The 19,839-nt window shown below is 63.9% G+C and carries 15 protein-coding genes; 10 read left to right on the top strand and 5 right to left on the bottom strand.

Features of this window, described 5'->3' with window-relative positions; genetic code table 11:
- Positions 1–58 precede the first annotated feature (58 nt).
- Both purL and ACTRWG_RS01090 read right to left on the bottom strand, forming a co-directional pair.
- Entirely contained in the window at positions 59–2,224 is a 2,166-nt protein-coding gene (purL, locus tag ACTRWG_RS01095; protein WP_462828844.1) for a phosphoribosylformylglycinamidine synthase subunit PurL, read from the bottom strand.
- 641 nt (positions 2,225–2,865) lie between these two features.
- Entirely contained in the window at positions 2,866–3,771 is a 906-nt protein-coding gene (locus ACTRWG_RS01090) for a LysR family transcriptional regulator (RefSeq protein WP_027237711.1), read from the bottom strand.
- 169 nt (positions 3,772–3,940) lie between these two features.
- On the opposite strand from ACTRWG_RS01090, the gene ACTRWG_RS01085 reads away from it, so the two are divergent.
- From ACTRWG_RS01085 to ACTRWG_RS01040, 10 genes are all read left to right on the top strand, one after another.
- A complete protein-coding gene (locus ACTRWG_RS01085; protein ID WP_462828843.1) occupies positions 3,941–7,360 on the top strand; it encodes an indolepyruvate ferredoxin oxidoreductase family protein in 3,420 nt (1,139 codons plus the stop codon).
- Between the two features lie 283 nt (positions 7,361–7,643).
- Positions 7,644–8,522: a lysophospholipid acyltransferase family protein gene (locus ACTRWG_RS01080; protein WP_027237709.1), complete on the top strand. Its 879-nt coding sequence runs from the start codon at positions 7,644–7,646 to the stop codon at positions 8,520–8,522.
- A 9-nt stretch (positions 8,523–8,531) separates the two neighbouring features.
- Positions 8,532–9,341 carry a glutamate racemase gene (gene murI / locus ACTRWG_RS01075; protein WP_027237708.1) on the top strand — a complete coding sequence of 270 codons (810 nt, stop codon included), beginning with the start codon at positions 8,532–8,534 and terminating at the stop codon, positions 9,339–9,341.
- Between the two features lie 113 nt (positions 9,342–9,454).
- On the top strand, positions 9,455–10,483 hold the full coding sequence (argC, locus tag ACTRWG_RS01070; RefSeq protein WP_027237707.1) for an N-acetyl-gamma-glutamyl-phosphate reductase: 1,029 nt from the start codon (positions 9,455–9,457) through the stop codon (positions 10,481–10,483).
- A 38-nt stretch (positions 10,484–10,521) separates the two neighbouring features.
- Positions 10,522–10,965, top strand: a complete 444-nt coding sequence (ccmE, locus tag ACTRWG_RS01065) for a cytochrome c maturation protein CcmE (RefSeq protein ID WP_259959187.1) — start codon at positions 10,522–10,524, stop codon at positions 10,963–10,965.
- A 180-nt stretch (positions 10,966–11,145) separates the two neighbouring features.
- Positions 11,146–11,757 carry a holin-associated N-acetylmuramidase gene (locus ACTRWG_RS01060; protein ID WP_462828840.1) on the top strand — a complete coding sequence of 204 codons (612 nt, stop codon included), beginning with the start codon at positions 11,146–11,148 and terminating at the stop codon, positions 11,755–11,757.
- Complete coding sequence (locus ACTRWG_RS01055) at positions 11,748–12,323, top strand: holin family protein (RefSeq protein ID WP_462828839.1); 576 nt, start codon at positions 11,748–11,750, stop codon at positions 12,321–12,323. Before ACTRWG_RS01060 ends, ACTRWG_RS01055 begins: the two co-directional genes overlap by 10 nt.
- 110 nt (positions 12,324–12,433) lie before the next feature.
- Positions 12,434–14,398 (top strand): heme lyase CcmF/NrfE family subunit, encoded by a 1,965-nt coding sequence (locus tag ACTRWG_RS01050; protein ID WP_259972467.1) that lies wholly within the window; start codon positions 12,434–12,436, stop codon positions 14,396–14,398.
- A complete protein-coding gene (locus tag ACTRWG_RS01045) occupies positions 14,395–14,877 on the top strand; it encodes a cytochrome c-type biogenesis protein (RefSeq protein ID WP_027237702.1) in 483 nt (160 codons plus the stop codon). The genes ACTRWG_RS01050 and ACTRWG_RS01045 overlap by 4 nt, the downstream gene beginning before the upstream one ends.
- 103 nt (positions 14,878–14,980) lie before the next feature.
- A complete protein-coding gene (locus tag ACTRWG_RS01040; RefSeq protein ID WP_027237701.1) occupies positions 14,981–15,757 on the top strand; it encodes an enoyl-CoA hydratase-related protein in 777 nt (258 codons plus the stop codon).
- Positions 15,758–15,786: 29 nt separating this feature from the next.
- Here ACTRWG_RS01040 and ACTRWG_RS01035 read toward each other — a convergent pair whose 3' ends face one another.
- From ACTRWG_RS01035 to gltX, 3 genes are all read right to left on the bottom strand, one after another.
- Entirely contained in the window at positions 15,787–16,662 is an 876-nt protein-coding gene (locus ACTRWG_RS01035; protein WP_462828838.1) for a calcium-binding protein, read from the bottom strand.
- A 306-nt stretch (positions 16,663–16,968) separates the two neighbouring features.
- A complete protein-coding gene (locus ACTRWG_RS01030; protein WP_027237699.1) occupies positions 16,969–18,264 on the bottom strand; it encodes a citrate synthase in 1,296 nt (431 codons plus the stop codon).
- A 126-nt stretch (positions 18,265–18,390) separates the two neighbouring features.
- Entirely contained in the window at positions 18,391–19,791 is a 1,401-nt protein-coding gene (gltX, locus tag ACTRWG_RS01025; protein WP_462828837.1) for a glutamate--tRNA ligase, read from the bottom strand.
- Positions 19,792–19,839: the final 48 nt, after the last annotated feature.

Below are 19,839 nucleotides of genomic sequence, written 5' to 3'. Positions count from 1 at the left end.
ACGGCTGTGCCATCCCGCCTTTTGTATTTTAGCGCGCGCCGCCCGGCGGGGCGAGCGATCAGGCGACAGCAGCGGCAAAGCTGGAGCGGAAGACCTCCGTCAGCTCGGCCAGCGGCGCCTCGGAACCGCCGATCCGCACCAAGTCGCCGCCGAACTTGCCAACGGTGGTGACGGTGACACCGGCCTGGCCCGCCGCCAGCATCAGCGCCTCGGCCTGGTCGAAGTTGCAGGCGATCAGATAGCGCGCCTGGTCCTCGCCGAACACGGTCTGGGTGTCGCCTGCGTCGATCTGCACGCCGACTCCGGCCTCTTGGGCCATCTCGAACGCCGCCAGTGCCAGGCCGCCGTCGCCGAGGTCGGTGCAGGCCTTGATCAGCTCGCGGTTGGCGCGGATGAACTCACCGTTGCGCTTCTCCGCCTCCAGATCCACCGCCGGGGCATCGCCGTCCTCGCGGTTGAAGACTTCGGCCAGCAGCGCCGACTGGCCCAGATGGCCCACGGTTTCACCCACCAGCAGGGCAACATGGCCTTCGCGGGCCTCGCCGGTGATCGGCTCTTCGCCGGCCGCAATCAGGCCCACGGCGCCAATGGTCGGGGTCGGCAGGATGCCCTTGCCGTCGGTTTCGTTATACAGCGACACGTTGCCGGACACGATCGGCATGTCGAGCGCTGCAACCGCTTCGCCGATGCCCTTGATGGCGCCGACGAACTGGCCCATGATCTCCGGCTTTTCGGGGTTGCCGAAGTTCAGGTTGTCGGTGGTTGCCAGCGGCTTGGCGCCCACAGCGGTCAGATTGCGGTAGGCCTCGGCCACTGCCTGCTTGCCGCCCTCGAACGGGTTTGCCTTGACGTAGCGCGGGGTCACGTCGGAGGTGAAGGCCAGTTTCTTGTCCGTGCCATGCACCCGGACGATGCCGGAGCCAGCGCCCGGACGGCGCTGGGTGTCGCCCATCACGGTGGTGTCGTACTGCTCATAGACCCACTGCTTGCCCGCATAGTTCGGCGAGGACAGCAGCGCCTTGAGGCCGTCGATCGGGTCGATGGTCGGCACATCCGCGTCGGTCAGCGGTTCGGCTGCCGGGGTTTCCTGCCACGGGCGGTCGTATTCCGGCGCGGTGGAGGACAGCTTGGACAGCACCAGATCGGCTTTCACTTCTCCGTTGTGCATGATCAGGAAGCGGTCTTCGGCAATGGTCTCGCCGACGATGGCAAAGTCCAGATCCCATTTCTCGAACACCGCGCGCGCCTCGGCTTCCAGCTCCGGCTTCAGCACCATCAGCATCCGCTCCTGGGATTCCGACAGCATCATCTCGTAGGCGGTCATGTTCTCTTCGCGCTGCGGGACCTTTTCCAGGTCCAGGCGCACGCCCAGCTTGCCCTTGTCGCCCATTTCCACGGCAGAGCAGGTGAGGCCCGCGGCACCCATGTCCTGAATCGAAATCACTGCGCCGGTCTGCATCAGCTCCAGCGTGGCTTCCATCAGGCGTTTTTCGGTGAAGGGGTCGCCGACCTGAACGGTGGGGCGCTTTTCCTCGATGGTGTCGTCAAACTCTGCCGACGCCATGGTAGCGCCGCCAACGCCGTCGCGGCCGGTTTTGGCGCCCAAGTACACAACCGGCATGCCAACGCCCGAGGCGGCGGAATAGAAGATCGAGTCGGTGCGCGCCAGGCCTGCGGCAAAGGCATTCACCAGGCAGTTGCCGTTATAGGCGGGGTGAAACCGGACCTCGCCGCCAACGCAAGGCACGCCAAAGCAGTTGCCGTAGCCGCCGATGCCCTCAACCACGCCGTTGACCAGCTGGCGGGTCTTGTGGTGGGACGGCTCGCCAAACGACAGCGAGTTCATCGAGGCAATGGGGCGGGCGCCCATGGTGAAGACGTCACGCAAAATGCCGCCAACCCCGGTTGCCGCGCCCTGGTAGGGCTCGATGTAGGAGGGGTGGTTGTGGCTTTCCATTTTGAAAACAACGGCATCGCCGTCGCCGATGTCCACGATGCCCGCGTTTTCGCCGGGGCCGCAGATCACCTGCGGGCCGTCGGTCGGCAGGGTGCGCAGCCATTTCTTGGAGGATTTATAGGAGCAGTGCTCGTTCCACATCGCCGAGAAAATGCCCAGCTCGGTGAAGGTCGGCTCCCGCCCGATGATTTCGAGGATCAGATCGTATTCCTCGGGCTTCAGCCCGTGATTGGCAATCAATTCAGGCGTGATGGCGGGTTCCTGCATCCGTAAACGTCCCCAATGGCTGCGATTGCGCGCCTTTTAGGGCAAGGAGGGGCGCGGGGGAAGTGGAATTAAGCGAATCCCCGCCAGATGCCGCAGGAGGCGTCTTTGCGCCGCAGCGGGCCCGCTGCCGCACCTGGCCGCCGCTGGCGGCGGTGCGGGCTTTTGCAAGCGGCGGAAATTGCGGCTGAGGGCAGGCAAACTGCTGAAAATACAAGCATTGCGAAAGCAGGCGGTACAAAAGAATATTTTACACAGGCGTCTTTTCCCGCTCCGGTGCTAAGCAGCAGAGGCAGGCCGCGGCCCGTGCCGGACAGGCGCAGCTGCAGTCAAAAGCCGAAGGGGTGGCGTTTGCAGCGGCTGAAGAGTGCTTGAATGTCAGTGGCTTGCACGCAAAAAAAAGGCCGAGCACTAAGCTCGGCCGAAGTCCAACAGGGAGGTATGAAGGAGGGCGTTGCCGCCGCCTTCATGAGGATCATTTAGGGCTCCGGGCCTGCCCCTTCAAGGGGATTAACAACAATTGGGTGTCAATGCTGCTATGCGGTTTTTGCATGGCTGAGGCGGCGGTGCTTGGACCGTCAATCCGGAAACCGGTCAGCCGGCCGTCAAGCAGCCAGAACGCCCTGCTCCGGTGGCGGCCAGGATTACAGCTTGCCCAGCGCTTTCATGTGTTTGCGGTGTTCCATGATCTCGGACTGCACAAAGTCGCGGAAGGCGCCAACCCGCTGCGAATGGCGCAGTTCTTCGGGGTAGGCGAGGTAGACCGGAACCTCGTTCTGGTCCTCGTCCGGCAGCACCTCGACCAGCCGCGGGAATTCTTCTGTCACATAGTCGGGCAGAATGCCGATGCCCAGATTGTGCAGCACCCCCTGCAACACGCCGAAATAGTTGTTGACGGTCAGCAGGGATGCCGGATCCAGCGCCATCAGCTTCTTGCCCAGAACAGCGGCTGAGCCCACCTGGGCCGAGCGCTGGTTCTGGCAGATCAGCCGGTGCTGGGAAATGTCGGCGGATGTTTCCAGGTTGCCGTGCTTATCCAGATACTCCGGCGTCGCATACAGCCCCATGCGCACGGTCATCAGCCGTTTGCGCACCAGATCAGCCTGGCTGGGCTCCTTCATGCGGATTGCCACATCGGCCTCGCGCATGGGCAGGTCCAGCACCCGTTCCTCCAGCATCAGGTCGACCTTGAGGTTGGGGTACTGCTCATACAGCTTGGTCAGACGCGGCGCCAGCCACAGGGTCCCGAACCCCACGGTGGTGGTGACGCGCAATTCGCCGAACACCTCCTCCTCGCTGTCGCGGATGCGGGCAGAGGCAGCCTCAAGCCGCGCCGACATGGATTGGGTGGCGTCAAACAGCAGCTCACCCTGTTCGGTGAGAATCAGCCCGCGCGCATGCCGGTGAAACAGAGTGGCGTTCAGGCTCTCTTCCAGCGCGCGGATCTGGCGGCTGACCGCCGATTGCGACAGGTTCAGCTTGTCGCCGGCATGGGTCAGGCTGCCCGCATCCGCCACCGCGTGAAATATTCTGAGCTTGTCCCAATCCATATCTGTTACTTTCTGTGCGTATGGGGCCGACTGTATGAAATCTTAGTTATGTATCAGTTTCCATGACGCAAGCGAGCGAAATGTAAAAAAAAGCGGCTATTCAGGTCAGCAATTATGACCTATTCTGCGCGTCAGAATGTGCAAGCTAATCCCGGTTGAGGAGGCCACGATGAGCACGCAAAAGATCTCACTCAATGATAAATACGATCTGACCAAATCGCCGGTTCTGCTGAACGGCACTCAGGCGCTGGTGCGGCTGATGCTGATGCAGAAGCAGCGCGACACGGCGGCCGGCCTGAACACGGCCGGTCTGGTCACCGGCTACCGCGGCTCGCCGCTGGGCGCGGTGGACCTTCAGATGAGCCGCGCGGAAAAGCACCTGAAGGCGGCGGATGTCACCTTTCAATACGGCCTGAACGAGGACCTGGCGGTGACCGCCCTGTGGGGCGCGCAGCAGGCCGAGGTGCGCGGCGAAGGCAAGTACGACGGCGTCTTCGGCCTGTGGTACGGCAAGGGCCCGGGCGTTGACCGCTCCGGCGACGCGCTGCGCCATGCCAATATGGCGGGCACCTCCAAACACGGCGGCGTGCTGCTGGCGATGGGCGATGACCATACCGGCGAAAGCTCCACCGTGCTGCACCAGTCGGAATGGTCTCTGCTCGATTGCTACCTGCCGATCGTCAGCCCCGCGGGCGTGCAGGAGATCCTGGACTACGGCATCTACGGTTATGCGCTCAGCCGCTTCTCGGGCCTGTGGGTTGGTCTCAAGACCATGAAGGACACCATCGAGGTGACCTCGGTCGTCGACGCCCGCCCCGACCGGATGCAGCTGGTGACGCCGAAGTTCGACATGCCCGCCGACGGGCTGAACATCCGCCTGGACGACGACCGGTTCCGGCAGGAAAACCGCATCATCGACTACAAACGCTTTGCGGCAGAGGCGTTCAGCCATGCCAACAAGATGGACAAGCGCGTCTGGGGCAAGCCGGGCGCCAAGATCGGTTTTGTCGCGGCAGGCAAGAACTGGCTCGACCTGGTGCATGCGCTGAAGCTCTTGAACATCGACGAAAACATGGCCGACCGTCTGGGCATCACCACCTACAAGGTGGGCCAGACCTGGCCGATGGACATGAAGGGCTTCAACGACTGGGCCGAAGGGCTGGACCTGATCGTTGTGGTCGAGGAAAAGCGCAAGCTGATCGAGATCCAGATCAAGGAAGCGATCTTTGACAACCGCCAGGGCCGCCGCGTCTATGGCTGGTACAAGGGCGGCGCCGGCACCATGCACCGGGACGAGCTGTTCCCGACCCGCTATGCGCTGGACCCGATCATGATCGCCGAAAAGCTGGGCAACATCCTGATCGAAGAGGGCCGCGACACCGAGGCGCTCCGTGCCGGGCTGGACAGCCTGGCTGAGGCCCGCCGCGCCGACAACGCCGAGGAAATCGCAACCCGTCTGCCTTATTTCTGCTCCGGCTGCCCGCACAACAGCTCCACCAAGCTGCCCGACGGCTCCCGCGCCTATGCGGGCATCGGCTGCCACTTCATGGTGCAGTGGATGGACCGCGAGACCACCGGTTTCACCCATATGGGCGGCGAGGGCGTCAACTGGGTCGGCGAGGCGCCCTTCTCCAAGCGCAAGCATGTGTTCCAGAACCTGGGCGACGGCACCTATAACCACTCCGGCGTGCAGGCGATCCGTGCCGCGCTCGCCGAGGGCACCAACATCACCTACAAGATCCTCTACAACGACGCGGTAGCGATGACCGGCGGCCAGCAGGCCGAGGGCGGCCTCACCGCACAGCAGATCGCGCATGAGCTGAAGGCGATGGGCGTCAAGACCATTGCGGTGGTCTATGACGAGAAGGAGGATGTGGACGCCTCCCTGTTCCCGGCCGGGATGCGGATGCACGAACGCGCCGAGATGATGAAGATCCAGCGCGAGTTCGAGCAGATCGAGGGCGTGTCCGCCATCATCTACATCCAGACCTGCGCCGCCGAGAAGCGCCGCCGCCGCAAGCGGGGCCAGTTCCCGGATCCGGACCAGCGGGTGTTCATCAACTCCGACGTCTGCGAAGGCTGCGGCGATTGCGGCGTGCAGTCCAACTGCGTCTCCATCGTGCCCAAGGACACCGAACTGGGCCGCAAACGCGCCATCGACCAATCGTCGTGCAACAAGGATTTCTCCTGCGTCAACGGCTTCTGCCCGTCCTTCGTAACCGTCGAAGGTGCCAAGATCCGGAAGGAGGCCACCGCCGACATCGACCTGCCGCATCTGCCCAAGCCCGAACTGCCGGCAATCGACGGTACCCATAACGTGGTGATCACCGGCGTCGGCGGCACCGGCGTGGTGACCATCGGCGCGGTGCTGGCGCAGGCGGCCCAGATCGACGGCAAGGGCGCCGGGCTGATGGAAATGGCCGGTCTCGCCCAGAAGGGCGGCGCGGTGCATATCCACTGCCGGATTGCCAACAACCCCGAAGATATCTCTGCCATCCGCGTCGCCACCGGCGAAGCCCATGCGCTGATCGGCGGCGACCTGGTGGTGAGTGCCGGCGCCAAGACCCTGGGCCTGACCACCTCCGGTCAGACCGGCGCGGTGGTGAACAGCCACGAGATCATCACCGGTGATTTCACCCGCAACACTGAGTTCGCCATACCAACCGACCGGCTGGAGGTGGCGCTGCAGGCGCGCCTGCGCGAGCGGCTGGACCTGTTCGACGCCTCCGAGCTGGCGCGCGTAACCATGGGCGACTCGATCTTCTCCAACATGATGGTGTTCGGCGGCGCCTGGCAGAAGGGGCTGGTGCCCGTCAGCCATGAGGCAATCGAACAGGCGATCGAGATGAACGGCGCCGCGGTGGAGCGCAACAAGCGCGCCTTCGACATCGGCCGCTGGGCGGTGCTGCACCCGGAAGACGCCGCACGGCTGATCCAGCCCAAGGTGGTGAAAAAGCCCAAGACGCTGGACGTGAAAATCGCCTTCCGTGCCGATCACCTGGTGGCCTATCAGGGCAAGGGCCTGGCCAAGCGCTATGCCAAGCTCTTGGACGGCATCAGTGACCCCGCGCTCAAGGAGGCGGTGGCAAAGGGCTATCACAAGCTGTTGTCCTACAAGGACGAATACGAAGTGGCCCGCCTGCTGCTGGACAGCCGCGCCAAGGCGGAGGCGGAGTTCGAGGGCGACCTTAAGCTGTCCTACCACCTGGCGCCGCCGATGCTGGGCGGCACCGACCCGAACGGCCGCCCGCAAAAGCGCAAGTTCGGCGCGGGCATGGAGCGCGGGTTCCGCATTCTGGCGAAGCTCAAATCCTTGCGCGGCACACCGCTCGACATCTTCGGCTATACCGAAGAGCGCAAGATGGAGCGGGCGCTGATCAAGCAGTATGAGGCCGACATGCAGGAGTGGCTGCCAAAAGCCGCGCCTGAGATCCTGGAGCCGCTGATCGCGCTGGCCGAGCTTCCGCTGCAGATCCGCGGCTTCGGCCCGGTGAAACTGGCGAACGAGCAAAAGGCTGCCAAACGCCGCGAGGAACTGCTGGCCGCTCTGCGCCAGGGAGGCACGACCGTCAAACAGGCGGCTGAGTAACGCCGGACACCACGGGGCAGGGCGGGGCGCTCCCGCCCGCTCCGGACCATCCTCGGGATGGCCCCTCCCGGTTGGGCCCGGCGCCGCGCTGACGCGCGGCGCTGTCGCGCAGGCCCCGAATCCGGGCGCCAGGCAGCCTGATCCTGGTTGGAAATCCCTTACGGTCCGCGGCAGCGCCCCTGATGCGGGCTGCTGCGAACCGTCACAGCGCTGTTACGCTCCCATTGCATACTGCGCTCCCGGCCATATCTGACCGGTGATACCTGACGGAGAGCCAAAAACGATGCACGCGCGCCGCCATACCGCCCGCGATATTTCCTATGCCCATTCCGCTGCCACCCGCCCGGGCCGGGCGGTGATCCGACTGCTGGAGAATTCGACCGGACGGCTGGCATTGATCCGCCGGGCCGCGGGGTACGAACAGGAGGTGGCGGCGGGCCGCAGCTTCTGGTCGGTGATGGCTGAACGCTATGGGCTGTCGCTGGACGTGGCGGGCGGATCGCTGGCGGACATCCCCAAGGACAAGCCAGTCATCCTGATCGCGAACCACCCTTACGGCATCCTCGACGGGCTGATGATGGGGCATATTCTGGCGGAAACCCGCGGCGATTTCCGCATCCTCGCCAACCACGTGTTCCGCAAGGCCGAAGACCTGAACAAGGTGATATTGCCGGTGGATTTTGCCGGGACCAAAGACGCCCTGCGCACCAATCTGGCGACCCGCAAGGCGGCGCTGGACTATCTGGGGCAGGGCGGCGCCATCGGCATCTTTCCTGGCGGAACGGTCTCCACCGCGGCACACCCCCTGGGGCACCCGATGGACCCCGGCTGGCGCGGCTTTACCGCCCGGATGATTGCCAAATCCGACGCTGTGGTCGTGCCGGTGTTTTTCGACGGCCGCACCTCGCGCCTGTTCCAGATTGCCAGCCACCTGCACGCCACCCTGCGCATGGGGCTCTTGATCCAGGAGTTCCGCAAGCGGGTCGATACCCCGGTCCGGGTGGTGATCGGCGAGCCCATCGGCCGCGGCACGTTGGCGCCGCTGGCCAAAGACGCAAAAGCAATGATGGATTTCCTGCGCAAAGCGACGTATGACCTGTCTCCGGTACCGCTCAAATCCTATGCGCATGGGTTTGAGTTCGAGGAGAAACACCGCGCGTGAGAAAACGGAATGGCTGTAGGCATCTTTGATTCGGGCCTGGGCGGGCTGACTGTCCTGAACGCTGCGCAGCAACGGCTGCCGGACGTGAATTTCCTCTATTACGGCGACAATGCCCGCGCCCCCTATGGTGTGCGCGATGCCGAGGATGTCTATCAGCTGACCAAATCCGCGGTGCAGGACATGTGGGACAAGGGCTGTGACCTGGTGATCCTGGCCTGCAACACCGCCTCTGCCGCCGCGCTGCGCCGGATGCAGGAGGGCGGGTTGCCCAAGGGCAAGCGGGTGCTGGGCGTCTTTGTGCCGCTGATCGAAGCGCTGACTGAGCGGCAATGGGGCGACAATTCTCCGCCGCGCGAGGTTGCGGTGCAGCATGTGGCGCTGTTCGCGACCCCGGCGACCGTTGCCAGCCGCGCCTTTCAGCGTGAACTGGCGTTCCGCGCCATCGGCGTCGACGTGGAGGCGCAGGCCTGCGGCGGCGTCGTGGACGCGATCGAGGACGGCGACATGATCCTCGCCGAAGCCCTGGTGCGCAGCCATGTGGACGCGCTGAAGCGCAAGATGCCGCACCCGCAGGCCGCGATCCTCGGCTGCACGCATTATCCGCTGATGGAAAAAACCTTTCAGGATGCGCTGGGACCGGAGGTTAAGGTGTTCAGCCAGGGCAGCCTGGTGGCGGACAGCCTGGCGGATTACCTGCAGCGGCATCCCGACATGTACGGCAACGGCGCAGGCGGCTTTTTCACCACCGGAAACCCGGGCCGCGTCAGCGACCGCGCGACCCAGTTTCTCCGACGGGAAATCACCTTTCAGGCGGCCTGAGCGCATCCGCCCGGAACCTTGTTCCAGGTCAAAGAGCGCGGGCGCAAATCCTCCTATTTCTCTCCGCAGATGGCTGCGGAACCGGCATATCACATTGAAAGACGAGGTCTGACATGACCCACAAAGTGGCTATCCTTGGCGCGTCCGGCTATACCGGCGCCGAACTGGTGCGGTTGATCGCCCAGCACCCGAACATCGAGATCGCGGCCCTGTCCGCCGACCGCAAGGCCGGCATGACCATGGCGGAAGTGTTCCCGCACCTGCGCCATATGGAACTGCCGGTGCTGTGCAAGATTGGCGAGATTGATTTCTCCGGCATCGACCTCTGCTTCTGCGCGCTGCCGCATAAGACCAGCCAGGAAGTGATCGCAGCCCTGCCCAAGACCCTGAAAATCGTCGATCTGTCGGCGGATTTCCGGCTGCGCGACCCGGCGGAATACGAGAAGTGGTACGGCAACCCCCACGCCGCGCTGGAGCAGCAGGAAGAGGCGGTTTACGGCCTCACCGAGTTCTACCGGGACGAGATCAAATCCGCGCGTCTGGTGGCCGGCACGGGCTGTAACGCCGCCACCGGCCAGTTTGCCCTGCGGCCCCTGATCGAGGCAGGCGTCATCGATCTGGACGAGATCATCCTGGACCTGAAATGCGCGGTCTCCGGCGCCGGCCGGTCGCTCAAGGAAAACCTTCTGCATGCAGAGCTGAGCGAGGGCTACCACGCCTATGCCATCGGCGGCACCCACCGGCACCTGGGCGAGTTCGACCAGGAGTTCAGCAAGATCGCAGGCCGCCCGGTGAAAGTGCAGTTCACCCCGCATCTGCTGCCGGTGAACCGCGGCATCCTCGCGACCGTCTATGTGAAGGGCGACGCGCAGGCGATTCATGATACCTTTGCCAAGGCTTACGCCGGTGAGCCTTTCATCGAGCTGCTGCCGTTTGGCGAGGCGCCCTCGACCCATCACGTGCGCGGCTCCAACTTCTGCCATATCGGCGTTGCGCAGGACCGGATCGGCGGCCGCGCCATCGTCTTTGCGGCACTGGATAACCTGACAAAAGGAAGCAGCGGCCAGGCCTTGCAGAACGCAAACCTGATGTTAGGTGAGAACGAGACCGAAGGGCTGATGATGGCGCCGCTGTTCCCCTGAACCGGGGCGGCGCTGTTCGGGCCTGAATAGAGGACACCATGAAGAACCTGAAGAAACAGCGCCGGATCCAGGTCATCGCGGTTGCCGCGGTGGCCCTGATCGTGGCAACCGCCCTGATCGGCTATGCCATGCGGGACGGCATCAACTATTTCCGCTCGCCCAGCCAGGTGATGGAGGAGCCGCCGAAGCCGACCGAAGTATTCCGCATCGGCGGGCTGGTGGCGGAAGGCTCGCTGCAGCGCGGCCAGGGCGAAACCGTGCGCTTTGCGGTGACCGATGGCGGTGCGACCGTGAACGTCGCCTACACCGGCGTTCTGCCCGACCTGTTTGAAGAGAACCAGGGCATGGTCGGCACCGGACGTTACGTGAACGGCGTCTTTGAAGCCTCTGAAATCCTGGCAAAACATGACGAGACTTACATGCCCAAGGAAGTCATGGACGCGCTGAAGGAGCAGGGCGTCTATCAGGAACCCGGAACCTGATCCTCAATCGGTTTTGACAAAATGGCCCCGCAGGACTGCCGTCCTGCGGGGCTTTTTGCTTCAGGGCTCACCAGCAAACAGAACCTCTTCCCATGGGTGTTGCGCAGCCGGCGCGCGGTGGTGTCAGAAGGTTTTAGCGCCTTTGCGGCATCCTGACCCGGTTGGAAGTGGTGAGGTGACATGCAGAGCGTTCAGGAAATAGCACAACAGATCGTGGCGCGCGAAGGCGGGTTTGTGAATGATCCGGATGATCCCGGCGGCGCCACCAAACACGGCGTGACCATCGGCACGCTGCGGCGGCTGGGGCTGGATCTGACCGGAGATGGCGCCGTGAGTGTTCAGGACGTGAAGGCCGTGAGCCAGGCGCAGGCGGTGGAGATCTTCATCCGCCATTATTTCGAGGCACCGCGGATCGCCAGCCTGCCGCCCTGTCTGCAGGCGTCGGTGTTTGACATGTATGTGAACGCGGGCAGCAACGCGGTGCGCATTCTGCAGCGGCTGCTGCGCGACATGGGCTATGCCGTGGCGGTTGATGGCACCATCGGCCCGCAGACCGCAGGCGCGGCGGCGCAGGCGGCGGAGGTCGGTGCGGAAACCTTGCGCGACGCCTACGGGGTGGCGCGCCGCAACTATTACTTCCGCCTGGCGGACCGGCGTCCGGCCAGCCGCAAATACGCGCGCACCCGTTCTGGCGGCAAGGGCGGCTGGATCACCCGGGCTGAGGAGTTCATCTCGCCCGCCTACCGCCTCAGCCAGCAGGAGTTTCAGCGGAGGACGGCGGCATGGGGCTGATCGCGGATGTGTTTGGATTGGTTTTTGGACGGCAGAGCAATGCCTTGCGGGAAACGCTTGAAGTCTTTCGCGAAAACGCTGAGGCCGGCGCCGCCCGCGCGCACGATATGCAAAGCGCTGCACTCAGCCAGCTGGCGGCGGAGTTTCAGTATGGCGGCAAAAGCCGGTTTGACCGGTTCATGGACGGGGTGAACCGTCTGCCGCGCCCCTTGCTGGCGCTTGGGACTCTTGCACTGATAGGCGCATCTCTTAGCGATCCGGTCTGGTTTGCTGCAAGAATGCAAGGGCTGGCGCTGGTGCCGGAGCCGCTGTGGTGGCTTTTGGGGGTCATTGTCTCTTTCTATTTCGGCGCCCGCCATCAGGTGAAAAGCCAGGAATTCCAGCAGGGGCTGGCCGCCAGCATGACGCGGGTGCCCGAGGTGGCGGAAAACATCGCCGCGCTGGAGCGGCTCAGGGCGGATGCCCCTGCCGCCGCCGCCACAAGCACCGATGTCGTGGCGCGGCTGGACGCCACCGCGGCAGAGAACAATCCCGCGCTGGAAGCCTGGAAAGCGCGCCGCGGCTGATCACATTTTGCTTTCTGCGGCGGCATGGCGCGGCGTTTGCCATTGGCCCTGCCGGCAGAGAAGCGTATAGGGAACCCATCCCTACAGAGCATGCATGGACACACCGGCACATGATCACAGAACTCGGACATTTCGCCCTAATTCTCGCCTTCATGATAGCCATCGTGCAGGCCGTTATCCCCTTGATCGGCGCCCACAAACGCTGGCCCGGCTGGATGGCCGTCGCGGAACCGGCGGCGCAGGCGCAGTTCCTGTTCACCGCGTTTTCCTTTGGCGCGCTGATGTGGGCCTTCATCACCTCAGACTTCTCGCTGAAGCTGGTGACGCTGAACAGCCATTCGGCCAAACCGATGCTGTACAAGATCTCCGGCACCTGGGGGAACCACGAGGGCTCGATGCTGTTGTGGGTGCTGATCGTCAGCCTGTTCGGGGCGCTGGCCTCAGTCTTTGGCGGCGGGCTGCCGCCGACCTTGAAGGCCCGTGTGCTGTCCGTGCAGGCCGCGATCGGCGTGGCGTTTTTCGCTTTCATCCTGTTCACCTCGAACCCGTTCCTGCGCCTGACGGTGCCGCCATTTGACGGGCAGGACCTCAATCCGCTGCTGCAGGACCCGGGCCTCGCTTTCCATCCGCCGTTCCTCTACCTCGGCTATGTGGGCCTCAGCATGGCGTTTTCCTTTGCCGTTGCGGCCCTGATCGAAGGCCGGGTGGATGCCGCCTGGGGCCGCTGGGTGCGGCCTTGGACGCTGGCTGCCTGGATCTTCCTGACCATCGGCATCGCGCTGGGGTCCTGGTGGGCCTATTACGAGCTTGGCTGGGGCGGCTTCTGGTTCTGGGACCCGGTGGAAAACGCCTCCTTCATGCCCTGGCTGCTGGCCGCTGCGCTGCTGCATTCCGCCATCGTGGTGGAAAAGCGCGAGGCGTTGAAAAGCTGGACCATCCTGCTGGCGATCCTTGCCTTCGGCTTCTCGCTGATCGGCACTTTCATTGTGCGCTCGGGCGTGATCACCAGCGTGCATGCCTTTGCCAACGACCCGGAGCGGGGCGTCTTCATCCTGTTCATCCTCGCCTTCTTCACCGGCGGCGCGCTGACCCTGTTTGCTGCGCGCGCGCAGGCGATGGAGGCCAAGGGCGTCTTTGGCATGATCAGCCGCGAAAGCGCGCTGGTGGCCAATAACATCCTGCTGGCGGTCAGCTGTTTCGTGGTGTTCTTCGGCACCATCTGGCCGATCGTGGCCGAGATGCTGCTGGACCGGAAGCTGAGCGTCGGGCCGCCGTTCTTCAACTCGGCCTTCACCCCCTTCATGGTGGTACTGGGTCTGCTGCTTCCCGTCGGCGCGATGCTGCCGTGGAAGCGCGGCCGGATCGGGCGCACCGCCTGGCAGCTGCGTTATGTGTTCCTGCTGGCGGTGTCGCTGGGCGTGCTGGCCTGGTCGATGCAGACCGGGCGCTCGGCGCTGGGGCCGGTGGGGCTGTTCCTGGGGTCCTGGGTGGTGTTCGGTGCGCTGGCGGATCTGTGGATGCGCAGCGGAAAATCCGGCCGCCTGCAGCGGATGCTGCGGCTGCCGCGGGCGGATTGGGGCAAGGCCACGGCCCATGCGGGCCTTGGCGTCACTATCTTTGCCATAGCGGGCCTGACCGCCTGGGAGCAGGAGGACATCCGCGTGGCGCGTATCGGCGAGCCGTTTGAGGTCGGCGCCTTCACGCTGGTGCTGCAGGAGGTGACCCGTGAGCAGGGGCCGAACTATTTCACCACCAAGGGCCGCGTCGAGGTCACCCGCAACGGGCGGCCCGAGGCGGTGATGTTCCCGGAGAAACGCGACTATCCGGTGGCCAAGATGCCGACCACCGAAGCTGCGATTGACTACCGGGTGACACGCGACCTGTATGTCGTGCTGGGCGATCAGCAGGCCGACGGCAGCTGGACCATGCGCACCTATATCAAGCCCTTTGCCAACTGGATCTGGGCGGGTTCCATCCTGATGGCGCTTGGCGGGCTCTTGAGCCTGAGCGACCGGCGTTTCCGTGTGGCCGCGGGCGCGCGCAAGACACCGGCAGCGGGAGTGCCTGCGGAATGAAACGGATGCGTTTTCTGATCGTCGCCCTGGCGGCCCTGATGACCGCCGCCCTGTTCACACCGGCGCCCGCGCTGGCGGTGGAGCCGGATGAAATCCTGGAGGACCCGGCCCTGGAAGCGCGCGCGCGCGAGCTCTCCAAGGACCTGCGCTGTCTGGTCTGCCGCAATGAGAGCATCGACGAGTCCAACGCCGAACTGGCCCGCGACCTGCGGGTGCTGCTGCGCGAGCGGCTGGTGGCGGGCGACAGCGACCGGGAGGCGATGGATTTTATCGTTGCCCGCTATGGCGAGTACGTGCTGCTGCGCCCCACCACCAGCGGGGCCAATTGGCTGCTGTGGGCGGCGGGGCCGCTGATGCTGCTGGCGGCGCTGGTGATGGCGCTTTTCTATCTGCGCGGACGCGCCCGGGCGCCCCGGGCGGCGGAGCAGGGGCTGAGCGCGGAAGAGCAGGAACGGCTGCGCAAAATCCTGGAGGATTGACGCCGGGTCTGTCTTTCCGGCGGCTAAGCTTTGCGTCACCATAGCGTCAAACGGTCCCGCCGGCGCTGCGCCGTGCGGGACGCAATCTGCATGAGGCACCCCTATGGACTACAAGGAAATCCTGTTCACGCTGGAGGACGGGCTGGCGGTCATCACGCTGAACCGCGCAAACCGCAAGAACGCGCTGACCAGCCGGATGCGCTCGGAAATCACCCATGCGGTGCGAATGGCCTCGGCAGAGGCGCGCGCGGTTGTGCTGACGGGTGCAGGTGATGCGTTCTGCTCCGGCCAGGACCTGAGCGATGCCTCCAGCGCGGGCGACCTGGATCTGGAGCGCACGCTGCGCGACGAATACCTGCCGATGGTGGAAGCGATCTATAATTGCCCGGTGCCGGTTGTGGCCGCGGTGAACGGCGCCGCAGCGGGAGCCGGTGCCAGCCTGGCCCTGGCGGCGGATGTGGTGATTGCCAGCGAAAGCGCGTTTTTCATGCAGGCCTTTAGCAAGATTGGGCTGATGCCTGATGCCGGCGGCACCTGGTTCCTGCCGCGTCAGGTCGGCATGGCCAAGGCGATGGGTGCGGCGCTGTTTGCCGATCGCATCAGCGCGCAGCAGGCCAGCGATTGGGGCATGATCTGGGAAGCGGTGCCCGACGCGGAGTTCAGCACCCGCTGGCGCGCGCGCGCCGAATATTTGGCCCAAGGCCCCAGCAAGGCCTTTGCCGCCACCAAGTCCGCCCTGCGCGAAAGCACCGGCCGCAGCCTGATGGAGCAGCTGTCGGAAGAGGCGCATCTGCAAGGGGAATGCGGCAAGACCCGGGATTTCCTGGAAGGGGTGACAGCCTTCATGGAAAAACGCCCCGCGAAGTTCGAGGGGCGCTGAGAGGTTTTCAGTCGTGCGGAACCGCTGGATCAGGAAAACAGCGATCCGTCCTCCGAGCGGTCAACGATGGAGACATCGCTGACCGTGAGCAACCCTCCTGCGCCGTGGATCCGCGCGACGAACACATCGTCGGCAAAGAGCAGCGCCGAGCCCTGTCCCTCGTCGCCGGTGCCGTCGCCGACCGTCTGAACCGACAATCTGGGCGGCAGCCCATCGCCGTCGTAAGAATAGATCAGCAGGTCGTCGGCGGGATCGAAATCCGTCACGATAACGGGGTCATCGTCGGACGCGATCCAATCTCCGACCACCAAGGTGTCGCTTCCTTCGCCAAGGGAGACGGTATCTCCATCCCCTGCGATTACTGTATCATCGCCGTATCCGGCTGACACGCTGTCGGCGTCGCCGTCAAGATCCGTATCGGGGTTAATAAATTCGGCCAGACCGCTGAGGACGGTGACGGACCCGTCAGCCAGCCCGCGCGAGAGGCCGACAATTCCTTCGCCGTCAATGCCGCTGGTTGTGATAATCCTGTCATCGCCGGTGTCCCCGTGCAGAGTGTCCGATCCTTCATTGTCGATCAGATAGTCATCGCCTGCTCCGCCGCGCATAAAGTCGTCGCCGGTGCCGCCGACCAGAATGTCGGCCCCGTCCATTCCGAACAGGCGGTCATCACCACCGCGGCCTTCAAGGATATCGTTGCCGCCCCTGGCGTAAGCGGTTTCGTCTTGGCCGGTGCCAATCAAGTCATCTGCAGCGTCCGACCCGGTGGTTGTACTGCCGGGTTCGACGGTCTGCGGCGGCTCCGAAGTGTCCGGCTCGCTCGCGCCACCGTCATCATCGTCGTCCATCGCCAAGGCCACACCGCCAATGGTCAGGCCAATCCCAAGCAAGATGAAAAGTTCCATGTCATCAATCCCGTTGCCGCCTGGCAGCTGGCGTTCTGCAATGACGTGCGCGTGGGGAGCGCTCTGCCAGAACCAAGTAAACTCATGAGGTGAGTACGGGGCTGAGCGAATTTAGTCAAATACTCGTAAATATTGAACTTTCGGAAGAAACAGTGCGCGAAACATGGTGGAATTGTTGCCTGGCTGGGCCGGGTGGAACGGCCGCGGGTCTGGAACAGAGCCTGCCGCACACCGGAGACCAGACTGCCGACAAACGAAAAACGCCCCGCGCAGTGCGGGGCGTTTGTCTTACCGTCCGAGCAGCGCTCAGCGCTTTTCGATGTCGACGTAGTCGCGCAGGGTCTCGCCCAGGTACAGCTGGCGCGGGCGGCCGATCTTGTTCTGCGGATCGGCGATCATTTCTTTCCACTGCGAGATCCAGCCGACGGTGCGCGACAGCGCGAAGATCGGGGTGAACATCGAGGTCGGGAAGCCCATCGCCTCCAGGATGATGCCGGAGTAGAAGTCGACGTTCGGGAACAGCTTCTTCTCGATGAAGTAGTCGTCGTGCAGCGCGGTGCGCTCCAGCTCCTTGGCGACCTGCAGCAGCGGGTTGTCTTCGACGCCCAGCAGCTCCAGCACTTCGTCCGCGGATTGCTTCAGCACCTTGGCGCGCGGGTCGGTGTTCTTGTACACGCGGTGGCCAAAGCCCATCAGGCGGAACGGGTCGTTCTTGTCCTTGGCGCGTTCGATGAACTCAGGGATGCGGTCAACCGAGCCGATTTCCTTTAGCATTTCCAGGCAAGCCTGGTTGGCGCCGCCGTGGGCCGGGCCCCAGAGGCAGGCGATACCGGCCGCGATACAGGCAAACGGGTTGGCACCGGAGGAAGACGCCAGCCGCACGGTCGAGGTGGAGGCGTTCTGCTCGTGGTCGGCGTGCAGGATGAAGATCCGGTCCATCGCGCGGCTCAGGATCGGGTTCACGTGGTATTCCTCGGCCGGAACCGAGAAGCACATGTGCAGGAAGTTGGCCGAATAATCCAAGTCGTTCTTCGGGTACACGAAGGGCTGGCCGATCGAGTACTTATAGGCCATCGCGGCGATGGTCGGCAGTTTGGCGATCAGCCGGATCGCTGCAACCTCGCGCTGCCAGGGATCGGTCACGTCCAGCGAGTCGTGGTAGAAGGCCGACATCGCGCCGACCACGCCCACCAGGGTCGCCATCGGGTGCGCGTCGCGGCGGAAGCCGCGGAAGAAGTTGTGCATCTGCTCATGCACCATGGTGTGACGGGTCACACGGGTCTCGAAATCCTCCAGCTGCGCGGCAGTCGGCAGTTCGCCGTAGAGCAGCAGGTAGCAGACCTCCAGGTAATGCGATTTCGACGCCAGCTGGTCGATCGGATAGCCGCGGTGCAGCAGCTCGCCCTTGCCGCCATCAATATAGGTGATGGTGCTGTCGCAGCTGGCGGTGGAGGTGAAGCCCGGATCATAGGTGAACACGCCTGCCTGCGCATAAAGCTTGCGGATGTCGAGAACATCGGGCCCGGCCGTTGGCGAGAAAATGGGCAGCTCGTAGTTTTCGCCATTCAGGCTGAGCGTGGCAGATTTCTGTGTCTCGGTCATGGATGTCCCTTCCTGTTACAGGCACGAAAGCTGCCGTTCAGGCGTCTTCATGCGGGGCAGCGCCTGCGCGGTTTCGCGCAGGGGTTGTCGTATCAAAGCAGGCTTACCCCGGCGTAAAGACCGGAGTCAGCCCGTTGCGTCTTTGAGCCGGGCGATGGTTTCATCGCGGCCCAGAATCAGCATCATATCGAACACCGAAGGCGTTACCGCCCGGCCCGCAAGCGCAGCCCGCAACGGGCCTGCCAGTTTGCCGAACTTGGTATCATGTGCTTCTGCAAATGCGTTCAGAAGCGCCTCCAGATCGTCACGGACCCAGCTAGCATTTTGCAGCTGCGGCGTCAATTCTTCCAGTATACCATCGGATACAGACGACAGCGCTTTTTCTGCCTTCGCGTCCCGTTCAACAGGCCGTGATGCAAGGATAAAATGCGCCTTTTCAAGAAGTTCCGGGAAGGTACGGGCCCGGTCCTTGAGGCAATACATCGCAGCTTCCAGCCCTTGTGACTGCGCGTCAGTCAGGGCGGGTTTCCCGGCAGCCGCCAGGTAATCACAGATTTCTTGCCGCAGTGCGGCGTCGTCGCTAACGGCAATATGCTGGCCGCAGAGGTTTTCCAGCTTTTTGGTGTCGAACCGGGCCGGGCTTTTGCCGATACCGTCGAAATTAAACCACTCTTTGGCCTGGCTGTCCGTAAAAAATTCGTCATCGCCGTGCGACCAGCCGAGACGCGCCAGATAATTGCGCATGCCGGCCGCGGGATAACCCATCGCCTGGTATTCCTGCGCACCCAAGGCGCCGTGGCGTTTGCTGAGTTTCTTGCCGTCCGGCCCGTGGATTAGCGGGATATGGGCCCAGACCGGCACGTCCCAGCCCATCGCCTCATAGATCATCATCTGGCGGGCTGCGTTGTTCAGGTGGTCATCGCCACGGATCACATGGGTGACGCCCATGTCATGGTCATCGACCACAACCGCCAGCATATAGACCGGGGTGCCGTCGGAGCGCAGCAGGATCATGTCGTCCAGCTGATCGTTGCGGATTGTCACATCACCCTGCACCTCGTCCTTGATAACGGTAACGCCGCTTTGCGGCGCTTTGATGCGGATCACATAAGGCGCGTCCGGATGGGTGGCTTCATCCGCGTCGCGCCACGGGGAGCGGTAGAGGGTTGATTTGCCCTCGGCCTTGGCCTGGTCGCGGAAGGCGGCGATTTCCTCCTGGGTGGCAAAACACTTATAGGCCTTGCCCTCGGACAGCAGCTGTCGGGCGACTTCGGCGTGGCGGTCCGCGCGCGCGAACTGGCTGATCACCTCGCCGTCGTGGTCCAGGCCCAGCCAAGCCATGCCTTGCAGGATTGCGGCGGTGGCCTCCGGCGTGGAGCGTTCGCGGTCGGTGTCCTCGATCCGCAACAGGAATTTGCCGCCGCGGCCGCGGGCATACAGCCAGTTGAACAGTGCGGTGCGGGCGCCGCCGATGTGCAGAAAGCCGGTGGGCGAAGGCGCGAAACGGGTGACAACCGGTTGGGTCATGTGCGGGATTTACCTTTTGGAAACCATGGGAGGCATAGAGTTTCCGCC

It is taken from the genome of Leisingera sp. G5_S3_59_S7 (assembly GCF_054968485.1).
This window is presented reverse-complemented; position numbering and strand designations above follow the sequence as displayed.